The 12,627-nt window shown below is 44.0% G+C and carries 8 protein-coding genes; all 8 read left to right on the top strand.

Annotated features, from left to right (window positions below; genetic code table 11):
- Nucleotide 1: 1 nt before the first annotated feature.
- The 8 genes from OW255_RS16775 to OW255_RS16740 all read left to right on the top strand — a co-directional run bounded on the left by OW255_RS16775 (nucleotide 2) and on the right by OW255_RS16740 (nucleotide 12,602).
- Entirely contained in the window at nucleotides 2-1,789 is a 1,788-nt protein-coding gene (locus OW255_RS16775) for an ABC transporter ATP-binding protein (RefSeq protein ID WP_268114717.1), read from the top strand.
- A 414-nt stretch (nucleotides 1,790-2,203) separates the two neighbouring features.
- The gene (locus OW255_RS16770) at nucleotides 2,204-4,162 is read left to right on the top strand and encodes a right-handed parallel beta-helix repeat-containing protein (protein WP_268114716.1); all 1,959 of its coding nucleotides are present in this window, start codon (nucleotides 2,204-2,206) and stop codon (nucleotides 4,160-4,162) included.
- Between the two features lie 24 nt (nucleotides 4,163-4,186).
- A complete protein-coding gene (locus OW255_RS16765) occupies nucleotides 4,187-5,107 on the top strand; it encodes an ABC transporter permease subunit (RefSeq protein ID WP_024838801.1) in 921 nt (306 codons plus the stop codon).
- 19 nt (nucleotides 5,108-5,126) lie between these two features.
- Nucleotides 5,127-6,047, top strand: coding sequence for a carbohydrate ABC transporter permease (locus OW255_RS16760; protein ID WP_024838800.1), 921 nt, complete (start codon nucleotides 5,127-5,129; stop codon nucleotides 6,045-6,047).
- A 53-nt stretch (nucleotides 6,048-6,100) separates the two neighbouring features.
- A complete protein-coding gene (locus tag OW255_RS16755) occupies nucleotides 6,101-7,879 on the top strand; it encodes a type 2 periplasmic-binding domain-containing protein (RefSeq protein WP_268114715.1) in 1,779 nt (592 codons plus the stop codon).
- Nucleotides 7,880-8,126: 247 nt separating this feature from the next.
- On the top strand, nucleotides 8,127-9,989 hold the full coding sequence (locus OW255_RS16750; protein WP_326498136.1) for a family 43 glycosylhydrolase: 1,863 nt from the start codon (nucleotides 8,127-8,129) through the stop codon (nucleotides 9,987-9,989).
- Nucleotides 9,967-11,490 carry a GH39 family glycosyl hydrolase gene (locus tag OW255_RS16745; RefSeq protein WP_268114714.1) on the top strand — a complete coding sequence of 508 codons (1,524 nt, stop codon included), beginning with the start codon at nucleotides 9,967-9,969 and terminating at the stop codon, nucleotides 11,488-11,490. The genes OW255_RS16750 and OW255_RS16745 overlap by 23 nt, the downstream gene beginning before the upstream one ends.
- A 23-nt stretch (nucleotides 11,491-11,513) precedes the next feature.
- A complete protein-coding gene (locus OW255_RS16740; RefSeq protein WP_268114713.1) occupies nucleotides 11,514-12,602 on the top strand; it encodes an alpha/beta hydrolase in 1,089 nt (362 codons plus the stop codon).
- The last annotated feature ends 25 nt before the right edge of the window (nucleotides 12,603-12,627 follow it).

Raw genomic sequence — 12,627 nt, 5'->3', positions numbered from 1 at the left:
CATGGATAAGTACGATGAGATTGAACACAGCTTTATCACCTGTTATAAAAAATTCGGCAATCGTTCAGTCCGTGTATTGCTGGGATTTTATAAAGGCCAATATCATAAGTTTCTAATCTCTACCTTCTTTTTTGTAGTAAAGCATGCGCCAAGTCTTTTTTCCGCCCTGCTGATTGCCAATGTAATCAACGGGGCAATGGAGGGAGGGGATGGGGGCAAGAGGACAATACTCATAAACGTTTTCATTTGGCTTGGCCTTTTGGTCATCCATCTTCCTGCTAACTGGCTTCATAATAAATACAAAAGCAGGGTCATCAGAAAGACAGAAGCAGGGCTTAGAGGGGCATTGGTGAGAAAGCTGCAGGAACTGTCGATCCCTTATCATACGGAAATCCAGTCTGGGCGTCTACAGTCAAAGATTATCCGGGATGTGGAGGCAGTGGAAACCCTTTCCTCCCAGCTCTTTGTAAATACCATGAACATCGTGATGAATCTTGTCATTACCTTATCCATCACTGCGGTGAAAAACAGGGTAGTATTGATCTTCTTTCTTCTGGTAGCGCCTGTAACCTCCATTATCGTGGTTGCCTTTCGTAAAAGGATTCATATGGAGAACCGGGCGTTCCGTCAGGAAATGGAAGAAACCAGCGCCAGGGTCATGGAAATGGTGGAGCTGGTTCCTGTTGCCAGGGCCCATGCACTGGAAACCATTGAGGTGGAAAAGTTAAAGGAACAGTTGGAAGAGACTGCGGAAAAAGGTTACCGTCTGGACATGATTCAGTCTCATTTCGGTGCGGTCAGCTGGTGTATCTTTCAGGTATTCCAGGTTCTCTGTCTTGGATTTTCAGGTTTTATGGCCCTGCATGGGTTAATTAAAATCGGAGACGTGACCTTTTATCAGGCCAGCTTTACAACGGTGGTTAACCAGTTTTCCGCACTAATTAATCTCCTTCCCATTCTCACAAAAGGTCTGGAATCGGTTTCTTCCATTGGCGAGGTCCTGATTTCTGACGATGTGGAGCACAATGAGGGAAAGGCGGAGATGAAAGAATTAAAGGGAAATTATTCTTTTCGCAATGTGCAATTTACATATAAAGGATCCAAGGAACCAGTCCTCGACGGCTTTGATCTGGAGGTGAAGGAAGGGGAGACCATTGCCCTGGTGGGAGAATCTGGCTCGGGTAAAACCACAGTTCTAAATATGATCATCGGTTTTATTACGCCCTCAGACGGCAGACTTCTTATCGATGGTATGGAAATAGGCGATATCAATTTAAGGAGTTACCGGAGATTTATATCTGTGGTTCCTCAGACACCGGTGCTTTTTACAGGGACTGTGCGGGAGAATATCGTCTACGGCATGGAACATGTATCAGAGGAAGAGTTAGCTCACGCGGTGGAAGCAGCCAATTTAAAATCCGTAATCTCCAAGCTTCCCATGGGCTTAGATACCATGATCGGAGAGCACGGAGCTAATTTAAGCGGGGGACAGAGACAAAGAATCTCCATAGCCCGGGCAATTATAAGAAACCCCAGAGTCATCATTCTTGATGAAGCGACTTCTGCTCTTGATACCATATCAGAAAAGGAGATTCAAGATGCTCTGGACCGACTCATACAGGGAAGAACCACGTTTATCGTAGCCCACCGGCTATCTACGGTTCGGGGAGCAGACCGGATTGTTGTCCTGGACCGGGGGAAAATCCGGGAGGAAGGAAGCTACGAGGAGCTGATGGCGTTAAAGGGTGAATTCTATGAGATGGAACGTCTTCAGATGGCTTTAAGATAAGAAAATAGGGAAAAGAGAAGAGCTTTCAAGTCTGTATCGTCAGACCTGGAGGCTCTTTTTGTGGTGTCAATGAAAAGGTGCAGGTAAACTCTTCCATGAACCGGGAATAAAAAACAGCTGTAAAAAAGAAAGTGGACAATATTATATTCGTTTCTTATAGAAACTATGATAATAGATGAGAATACATCATAAACTCCTGAAGATATGTCGCATATGTCTGCAAATAGTTCATATTGAACTTAATATATGTCATTGTTTCCTAATAAATATTTTCTTATAATTATTTTATTGGGCATTTTCAACTAAAATATTATAATTTTACACTAAAAATTCAAATAACATACAAAAAATATACAACAAATACAGTTCCGATAGGGATTTTGTGAATATCATCTAGTACGAATGGGAGGAAATATGGACCAGGATATGATGTTACCCAACGGCCAATATTTTGAGTCATGGGAAAAAGAGCAGAAATATAGCAGAGAACTGCACGTGAATGGGAATCACCCAGGTGCATCGGATAAAAATGACGGCACTTATGACCACCCATTAAAAACAATCAATGCAGCTGCCCAGCTTGCGGACCCAGGCACCAGGGTACTGATTCATGAGGGCGTATACAGAGAATGTGTTGCACCTGAAAGAGGGGGAAGCGGCCCGGATGGAATGATTACATATGAAGCCTTTGGAGACGGCGAGGTAGTCATTAAAGCTTCTTATGAGGCAAAGGACTTTAAGAAAAGTGAAGGCTGGAACCTTACCCGGTATTCCCCGGAAGTAAAACAAGAGGTAAACCATGCAAGGGTATGGGAGGTAACACTGGATCCTGATGAGTTCCGTGGATATAACCCATTTTGTGCGGTCAATATCCTTCATGACCGGCTATTTATCGAATATGACAAAACAGATATGACGTCCTATTTAAACCGCAGGGGCATGGTGTTTTGTGACGGAAAGCCATTACAACAGGTGGCACTGTACCCTCAGCTTGGAGACCAGGCCGGCACCTATTGGGTGGAGGCAAACGGTCAGACAATACATTTCAGACTGGAAGATGATGATGAGCCATGGAATCATACCATTGAGCTGACAAACAGAGAACAGTGCTTTGCTCCCAAGGTTCCATTCTTATCTTATATCAAAGTAAAGGGGATTACATGCGCCCATGCTGCTACCGGAGCGCCTGTGCCTCAGAGGGGTTCCTTATCCTGTTATCGGGGCCATCACTGGATCATTGAGGATTGTACCATAGACTGGGCCAATGGGGTAGGAATTGATATTGGAAATGAATGCTGGCATCATACTCTCAAAGAGGGTCAGGTAATTGGTGAAACAATCATCCGTGGGTGTAAGATTTTTGACGCAGGAGTATGTGCAATTGCAGGACTCTTCGCCAAACATCTTTTGATTGAAGACAATCTCATACAGGGAACTGGGTGGCAGAAGATGGAGCTGTCCTGGGAAGCGGGTGGAATCAAGGTTCACGACTGCACAAACAGCCTCATCCGCCGTAATATCTTTAAAGGTACCATACGAGCGGATCATCTTTGGATGGATATGAGCAATGAAAATAACCGGATTACAAGGAATCTCTTTTTAGATGGAATCAACCAGAGAGAAGCAATCTTTATTGAGTGCAGCCGTGATGATGTGAATCTCATTGATAATAACATCTTCTGGAATGTGGAGGGGCGTTTTGACCCGGCAGACATACCAAAAGAGCCTGGCTCCTCTGGCTGGTACAAGATGGAAGAGAACAGTGTGGTAAATGGATATGCGGTATACGGAGAAGGAACCGACCATCTGCATATTGTAAATAATTTCATCGGAAAATGCAAAAGTGCCGGCTACTATGCAAAAACCGTGGCGTTTCGAATCACCTGGGACACGAGGGGCGGAACAGCGAGGGACGCCAGAATCTATAATAACGTATTTTATGACTGCAAAGAGGCTGCCATTAAAATGCCCACAGAGCACAATGAATCAGAAGGAAACTTGTATTTAAACATGCCAGGAGGCTATTTAAGAATTCTCTATCCAGCTCCTTCGGTATGTCTTGATTTACAGGCCTGGAAGGAATTTTACGGATTTGATCAGGAAGGACAGGAAGGCCGATTTGATATTTCAGTGGATACGGAGCATTTTACCATGGAGATTAAAAAATCTCCAATAAATTCATCGTTTTCTCCCCTTCATCCGGAAGGAAACAGATTCATCCGCAGCACAGAGGATATCAGTAAGGTATCGGTAAAATCCATGGTAACCAGTGATTTCTTCGGCATGAAGACTTTGGAGGAGAGAAGGCTTCCAGGTCCATTTTTCACATTGCCGGAAAATCAGGTGATATCCATAGATCCCCGAATGTATTAAGGGTTACTAGAAAGGAGAATGAGAATGAATCTGTTTCAAAATAAAAGAAAGTTAAGATCAATCAAGGAATTTCTTTATATTCTCCCATTTATTTTACTGGTCGGAGTATTTTGCTACTATCCGCTGTACGGCTGGATGTATGCGTTCTTTGATTACAGGCCGCCTCAGCCATTGACATCAAGTAATTTTGTAGGTTTAAAATGGTTTCAATCCTTAGTAGCAAATCCTGTAAAAACAAAGCAGATTGTAAGTGTTATGGTAAATACTCTGGTCATGAGCGGAATCACCGTAGGAACCTCCTGGCTTCCCATGTTTTTCGCTGTGTTCTTAAATGAAATCAAGTGCGTTCCCTTTCGCAAGACCGTTCAGACCGTAACCACCATTCCGAACTTCATCAGCTGGGTACTGGTGTATTCTGTGGCATTTAATATATTTAATAATACAGGCGTAGTAAATCATGTGCTGGTTGCCTGGGGTATTTTAGATGCGCCGGTTCAGTTTCTCCAGAAATCAGATCACGTATGGATTACCCAGTGGCTGTGGCTGACGTGGAAAAACCTGGGGTGGGCAGCCATTATGTATATTGCAGCTATTACAGGAATCGATGAGCAGATGTTTGAGGCTGCCAAGGTTGACGGAGCCACCAGAATGCAGCGTATCCGGTATATTACCATTCCAAGCATCCTGCCAACGTATTTTGTATTATTGATGCTTGCCATTGCCAGCTTTTTATCCAACGGCATGGAACAGTATTATGTATTCCAGAATGCATTTAACAAAGAGCACATTCAGGTTCTGGATCTTTATGTATTTAACCTGGCAATGGGAAGCGGAAGCTATTCTGTTGCAACCGCACTTAGTATTTTAAAAAGTATCATCAGCCTGGTTCTTCTTACCGCAGCGAACGGGATTTCAAAGCTGGTAAGAGGCGAGAGCTTTTTATAAGGCAGAGAGGGGAAAGACTATGGAAAGCGTCAAAAAAAGAAAACGTCAAAAGCAAAGCTTTGGAGATGCGCTCATCAGTGTGTTAATTTATATCTTTTACGCTGTATTTGCCTTTATCTGCGTGTATCCCTTTTACTACATTTTCATTAATACCATCAGCAACAATGATTTAAGCCAGAAAGGGCTGATTATTTTTCTTCCTCATGGAATTCATTTTGAAAATTATATCAAAGCAATTAAGATTCCCGGGCTTTTAAATGCAGCTATTATTTCCATTAGCAGAACTGTGATCGGTACCCTGCTTACCACCATGACAACGGCATTTATGGGATATATGTTTACAAGAGAAAGCCTGTGGCACAGGAAATTCTGGTATCGGTTCGTGATTGTGACCATGTATTTCAATGCAGGTATCATACCCTGGTTTTTAACCATGCGTAACCTTCATCTGACCAATAATTTCTGGGGGTATATTCTTCCTACTATTGTATCTCCGTTTTATATCATCCTGGCTAAGACCTTTGTGGAGTCCATTCCAAAAGAGCTGCAGCAGGCAGCAGAGATTGATGGGGCAGGAACTCTGACCATGTTTTACCGGGTGATTCTTCCAGTCATTAAGCCCATTTTAGCGACGGTAGCCATATTTGCGGCAGTGGCACAGTGGAATGCGTTTCAGGACACCCTGCTTTTGATGACGGATAACAAGCTGTACAGCTTACAGTTTATCTTATATCAGTACATCAATCAGGCCAGCTCCTTAAAGCAGCTTGTCAATTCTTCCAGCGGTGCTGCCGTGGCACAGAGCGTGGCAACGGTACAGACAGCCACTTCCATACGAATGACAGTGACCATTATTGTAGTGGCACCTATTTTGCTTATATACCCCATTTTCCAGCGGTATTTTGTAAGGGGTATTATGATTGGAGCGGTAAAAGGTTAAATATGGGAGTAGTAGCCCTTTTTATAACTTATCAAAGAATGGAGGATTGATTTATGAAAAAAAGAAGATTTTTTTCATTGATGCTGGCTGTGGTCTGCGTACTTTCTCTTGTGTTATCCGGATGCTCCGGATCCAAGAAAGCAGGCTCCGATGAGACTGGCACGAAAGATTCCGGCGGAGCAGGCACGACAGGAGCTGCAACGTCAGAAATTGACCACACCAATACCCTTACTCTGGAGGTCTACGATGTTGCTGCTAATTACCAGGGGGTACAAAGCGGCTGGTTTGGAAAGGTAATAAAGGATAAGTTCAACCTGGAGCTAAATATTATCGCGCCCCAGGCATCGGGAGATGGGGAGGCGCTTTATCAGACCCGATCTGCCTCCGGAAAGCTGGGAGATATTATCCTTCTTGACAATTCCCCTCTTCAGGACTGTATTAAGGCCGGTCTCATTGCGGATATCAGCGAGGATGTAAAAAATAGTAAGAATTTAAGTCAGTATTACGAGCAGTATAAAACATTTAATGAAGGTCTGGAAGGCAACAGTGAGGGTAAGATTTATGGTATGCCATGCCAGATTACCAATACTTCACCTACCACATATTCCGATGATACTCTGTATATCAGTCCTCTGCTCCCATGGGATTATTACACAGAAATCGGTGCTCCAAAGATGAAGAACACCGATGATCTGTTAGATGTGTTAGAGCAGATGCAAAAGGCACATCCAAAGAACAGCAAGGGAGATGCCAACTATGCCATCTCTTTATGGCGGGACTGGGATAAAGGCGGAACCCAGGTTACCATGGAGAATGCTGCCCAGTTGACTAAAATGTATGGCTATGAAGTAAATGGTTCTGTTATGGTAGGAAACACCGGAGATATGAAACAGGTCACCGACGATGACGGAGCCTATTATAAGATGCTCCACTTTTTCTTCCAGGCCAATCAAAGAGGTCTCATTGACCCTGATTCCGGGACGCAGAACTGGGATAATGCATGCAATAAGATGAAGAACAAACAGGTATTGTTATTCTGGTATAACTGGCAGAGAGGCTTCTGGAATACTCCGGACCGTGCGCAGGAAAGAAATGCCTATATCTATGCACCAGTTGAGGATATGAACTTCTTCCAGCCGTCCGATCCTTACTTTGGTGACGGAAGAGCCTTTGCTCTTGGAAGTCATATGGAAGGCAATGACAGGGCGAGAGCCATTGAATTTATGGATTGGTTAATCAGTCCGGAAGGACTTGAATTTATCCATCACGGAATTCCAGGATGGAGCTATACCAAAGGGGCTGATGGTAAGTATACTCTGACAGAGAATGGTCTCTATGGTCTGATGGAAAATCGTCCAGTCTCCGATGAATGGGGCGGCGGTGGATTTGATGATGGAAACTGTAAGATCAATCAGTGGCCAATGGCAAGCGTATCCATTGACCCAAATACCAAAGAACCGTATAACAATAATTACTGGTCTTCCTATCTGGAGGCCAACAAGACGACCATGACCAATGAGTGGAGTGAAAAGTATGGCGCGGTCAATCAGGTGGCTTATCTGGAAGGAACCGGACAGTTAAAACCGGTGCCGAACGTAAACATTATCCTTCCAAGTGATACCACAGATGTAGCCTTAATTCGCAGCCAGTGCGCAACCCTCATCTGCGATACCTCCTGGAGAATGGTATTTGCAAAGAGCGAGGAAGAATTTAAGAGCATGTGGGCTGATATGAAGACTCAGCTTGATGGATTTGACTGGGCACAATTGGTGGAATTTGATAAAGCCAAGTTCCAGAAAGTCATTGATGCCAGAGCAGCAGTAAAGAAATAAATGAGTTCACCGATCTTGGTGAATCAATGAAAAAAGAAAGTCCCAGGCAGGGGTATCATTCGTCTGCCTGGGACCTTTTTCTTCCTTTATCAGGGATATTAGAATACGTCAATGAATCGGTAAGATACGTCATTGTAAGAGGTAGTACCATATTTTATAATTTGTTTATACGTGTAACTAACTGATGTAAGCCGCTTCCCATTGCCGGTGAAACGGCCCGCCATAAAGAAACAGGGATAAAGGAGATATGATGAAGCTAAGTGAAATGAACCAGGATTCCTATTATTTACTTTGTTATACCAGATTGCCAGTGGACGAAACAACCTATGCCCCAAAGCTTGCCTACAGCATGCATCTTGCCTGGAGTGAAAACAAGGCTGATTTCCAGCCGTTAGGTCACAATTCCGGAGTATTATTTGCCAAAGCCACGGATAATTCCGATGGCACTTTAACTGCAAAAAGTTTGAAAAAACCATATCTTTTTTATTTAAAAGATGGCACCTTTGGCGTCCTTGCCATACGGACAGAAGCAGATGGAAGTGAGGATGAAAGCAGCAAGGGAAGTGTGCTTTTCTTTACATCAAAAGACCTTCTCCACTATAAAGAGGAGGGGCTGATTGATTTAAAAGGAGCCACCTTTGTTACTGATATTGCCTGTCATTATGATATGTCTCAGATGAAATACATCATCCGCTTTAGAGATGATGAGGGAGCTTATTATCAGAACAAAACAAGCGATTTAAATCCTCTGACGGAATGTTCGGCTCCAAAGAAAACAGAACCTTTCACCCTGGAGGAAGTGACCGCTGATATAGAGGGAATCGTACCCCGGAATGTGATTTCTATTTCAAAAGAGACCGCACGCAGACTGGCCGGGAAACTTCTTGTTCCTGAAAATGACAGGATTGAAGTTCCAGCGGAGTGTCAGGCTTCCTGCGCCGAGGATTTAAAGAAGGTAAAAGCAACTGCTTATTATACGGACGGAACAACCGCCAGTAAAAATATTGACTGGGATACTTCTTCCATTGACTGGAATGGAGCGGGGGTGTACCCAATCACAGGAAGGGTCCATCAGGATCATTTTGAAAATCCCATTGCCATTCACAGAGCAGATCCCTGTATTGGGAGATGGAATGGGAAGTATTACTTTATTGCTACCAACGATGCAGATAATAACCATTCCCTCTATATCCGGGAAGCGGATAATATCCCTGATCTGGTTCATGCAGAGGAAATAAAAATCCTGGATACCAACATGTATGAGCATTTAGGCGGCCTTTTATGGGCGCCGGAATTTCACATCGTAAGGGGAGAGCTTTATATCTTCCATGCAGGAACTCCAGGGGAATTTCATAAGGAGCAGTCCCATGTGATGAAGCTGAAAAAAGGTGGAAATCCGGTCAAAGCAGAGGACTGGGAAATGCCTGTAAGGGTTTTGAAAAAAGATGGAAGCTATTTATACGAGGACGGAATTACCCTTGACATGACCTGCTTTGAGCTGGGAGAAGATGTGTTTGTAGTCTGGGCCCAGAGGCAGTTCACTCCTGTGGATCAGGGCTCCTGGCTTTATATTGCAAAGGTATCACCAGAGGAACCATGGAAGCTCATTACGGACCCAGTCCTTCTATCAAAGCCGGATTACGGCTGGGCAAACAACCATGTATTTGTGGATGAAGGGCCTTTCACCTTAATGATCAATAAGAAAATCTTTCTGACCTTTGCCAGCGCATTGATTGATGAGACATATACGGTAGGGCTTTTAAGTGCGGATTTGGGAGCAGATTTAATGAATCCTATGAGCTGGATAAAAGAAAATTATCCTATTTTGACCTCCAGAAGTGTACCGGGAGAATACGGTCCTGGTCACAATTCCTATGTTACGGATGAGGATGGAATCGTATGGAATGCGTACCATGCACGGTTTGGAATCGGAGAGCCGAGAAGCTCCGGAATCCGACGGGTTCATTTTGACATAGACGGATATCCGGTGTTGGATTTAACGGAAGACAAGGATTTAAAGAAAGAACTGGCAGCCGTGCAAACAAAAGTATATGTGCCCGAAAGGGAACATGCCGGGAAGGAGATTTATGAAGCAGCCGTTACAGTATAAGGTCAGTCTTAAGGACAATGCTTCCTTTACCAATAACGCCCTGTTCTGTGTGGGGACCGGAAGGATGAACCTTGCCTTAAGAAAAGAGTACCACGATCAGCTTATGAAGGTTCAGGAAGAGATACATTTTTCCCATATCCGGGGACACGGATTATTATGCGATGACATGGCCGTTTACCACACCTACGAAGAAGACGGTGAAGTGAAGACAGAGTATAACTTTACATATATTGATCTGGTTTTTGATGATTATCTTTCTATGGGCTTAAAGCCCTTTGTGGAATTAGGATTTATGCCGGAAGCCTTGGCATCGGGAAGGCAGACGATATTTTACTGGAAGGGAAATGTGACACCGCCCATGGATTATAACAAATGGGCGGACTTAATTAAGGCACTGGTCAGCCATTTCTTTGACCGGTATGGCAAAGAGGAAGTGGTTACCTGGCCGTTTGAGGTGTGGAATGAACCAAATCTGCCAGGCTTCTGGAAAGACGCAAGCATGGATGAATACTTTCGCCTTTACGAAGTGACAGCAAAGGCATTGAAGGAATGCGATGCCCGTTTACGAGTAGGCGGTCCTGCCATCTGCGGTGTGGATGATAAGAGGTGGCTGACCTGCTTTTTAGAGCATTGCAGCCAGCATAAGGTGCCCCTTGATTTTGTAACAAGGCACGCATATGCCACGGATTCGCCAGAATTAATTGGTCATTATGAGTATCAGAAGCTTAGGAAACCAGAAGATTTTATGGAGGAACTAAGGGAAAGCCGCAGGATCATAGACAGTTTTTCAGAGTACAAAGACATGGAGATGCATATCACAGAGTTTAATACCTCTTATACGCCACGTAATCCCATCCACGATACCAACCTAAATGCGGCTTACACCGCCCGTCTTTTAAGTGAGATGGGGGATGTCTGTGCCTCCTATTCCTATTGGACCTTTGGTGATGTTTTTGAAGAAACAGGAGTTGCCTACACGCCATTTTCCGGATGCTTTGGACTGTTAGCCAATGGTTCGATTCCAAAACCCACCTACTGGACCTTTGCTTTCTTTAAGCATTTAAAGGAAAATGCCATTGCAAGAAGCGAGCATTTTGTATTGACCAGGGACAATGACAAAAACATTTGTGGAGTTGCCTGGAATCCCGTAGAAGAGATGGAGGATAAGGAATTAGCACTTACATTTTCTCTGGATCTTACCGATGGGGACTATATGATTGTCACAAAAATGGTGGATGAATGCACCTGCAATCCTTTGAGGGCATGGACAAATATGGGGACCCCGGCATACCTTAACAAAGAGCAAAAAGAGTTGCTCTTAGATTGTGCCAGACCCCAGATAAACGTGAAGCAGTTTCGGGTGATGGACGATGCTGCACAAATAGAGATTCCTTTGTCATCCAATGCAGTATGTTATTTTGAGATCCAACGGATTTACCCGAAAGCGGACAGAGGATTTCGGCCGGAGCGTATCAGGGGGGGCAATATCATGATGGAATGATCATGGAAAAGGAGATATGAGGTATGAATAACAGCAATGTAGTAATGTTACCTTATGAATATAAAAGGGCGGTAGAGCAGGGACGGCGGGGGACGTTAACAGAAGTTTCCTACGATGTGAGAAATTATATCAACCAGTCCCGTCAGCTTGTAACCAATCAGAATATCAGTAAGAATGAAGCAGGAAGGGATACCGTAAGCGGATCGGCAATCAGAAAGAAAGGCAATGTCTATCTGCCGGCTGGCTACAATAAAAACCAAAAGGATAAGAAATACGATGTATTATACTTACTCCATGGAGTAGGCGGAAATTCTTATGAGTGGCTTTCAGACAACGGCAGAACAGACAATCAGTACAACATCTGCAATCTTCTTGACAATATGATTGCAAAAGGCGACATCAATCCGCTTATCGTTGTATTCCCGGAAGGCAGAAGCTCCCACGACTGGACGGACCGTTCCTTTAATGCCGATGGAACCAACATGCTGGGTTTTTATTACTTTGATTATGAAATGAGATATGATCTGATTCCTTTCATTGAATCAGAATTCAATACCAAAGCAGATATCAGGGACAAATCCAAAAATGGAGTGGCGAACAACCGTCTTCACAGGGCGATTGCTGGTCTTTCCATGGGTGGAATGCAGACCCTTAATATGGCTCTTGGCGGCTATCGGTGCGACTCCTCCGTGGTCACAGGTAAAAAAAGTGAGTGGAACAATGGCCTGTCTCAAGCAGTAAAGGCTCCTGGCATGCTGGATTTATTCGCATTTGCCGGTGGATTTTCCAATGCTCCTACCTCCAGTGACGGAAAGATTCTGGGAGGAAGCATTGCAAGCATCGGTCGCCCGTTAAATGTTCTATATCTGACCTGTGGCGATGCCGATTCCATTGCCTACCGGGATGGCTATTTAAGAGCTGTCAATAACCTTTCCAGTACAGCAGGAAACAATCTAAAGGATGATTACAGAGTCCTGGTTAAGAGCGGTGACCATGACTTCAATGTTTGGAATAACGCAGCCTATAATTTCCTTCGGTTATCCTTTGAAAATGTAATGCCTCATTCCAATCCTTACAAAGTCAGTACCACCATCAATGGACGAAACTGGTAACCATGTAGTCTTCGTAAAGGAGATG

Origin of the sequence: Lacrimispora xylanolytica, assembly GCF_026723765.1 — a bacterium.
GTDB lineage: Bacteria > Bacillota > Clostridia > Lachnospirales > Lachnospiraceae > Lacrimispora > Lacrimispora xylanolytica.
The sequence above is the reverse complement of the archived record's forward strand: the minus strand, read 5'-3'. Positions and strand labels throughout refer to the sequence as shown.

Excerpts from the sequence above, each read along its gene's own strand:
- OW255_RS16755 (WP_268114715.1), top strand. The coding sequence starts at position 6,101 with ATGAAAAAAAGAAGATTTTTTTCATTGATGCTGGCTGTGGTCTGCGTA.
- OW255_RS16740 (WP_268114713.1), top strand. The coding sequence starts at position 11,514 with ATGAATAACAGCAATGTAGTAATGTTACCTTATGAATATAAAAGGGCG.
- OW255_RS16765 (WP_024838801.1), top strand. The coding sequence starts at position 4,187 with ATGAATCTGTTTCAAAATAAAAGAAAGTTAAGATCAATCAAGGAATTT.
- OW255_RS16775 (WP_268114717.1), top strand. The coding sequence starts at position 2 with ATGGATAAGTACGATGAGATTGAACACAGCTTTATCACCTGTTATAAA.
- OW255_RS16745 (WP_268114714.1), top strand. The coding sequence starts at position 9,967 with ATGAAGCAGCCGTTACAGTATAAGGTCAGTCTTAAGGACAATGCTTCC.
- OW255_RS16760 (WP_024838800.1), top strand. The coding sequence starts at position 5,127 with ATGGAAAGCGTCAAAAAAAGAAAACGTCAAAAGCAAAGCTTTGGAGAT.
- OW255_RS16750 (WP_326498136.1), top strand. The coding sequence starts at position 8,127 with ATGATGAAGCTAAGTGAAATGAACCAGGATTCCTATTATTTACTTTGT.
- OW255_RS16770 (WP_268114716.1), top strand. The coding sequence starts at position 2,204 with ATGGACCAGGATATGATGTTACCCAACGGCCAATATTTTGAGTCATGG.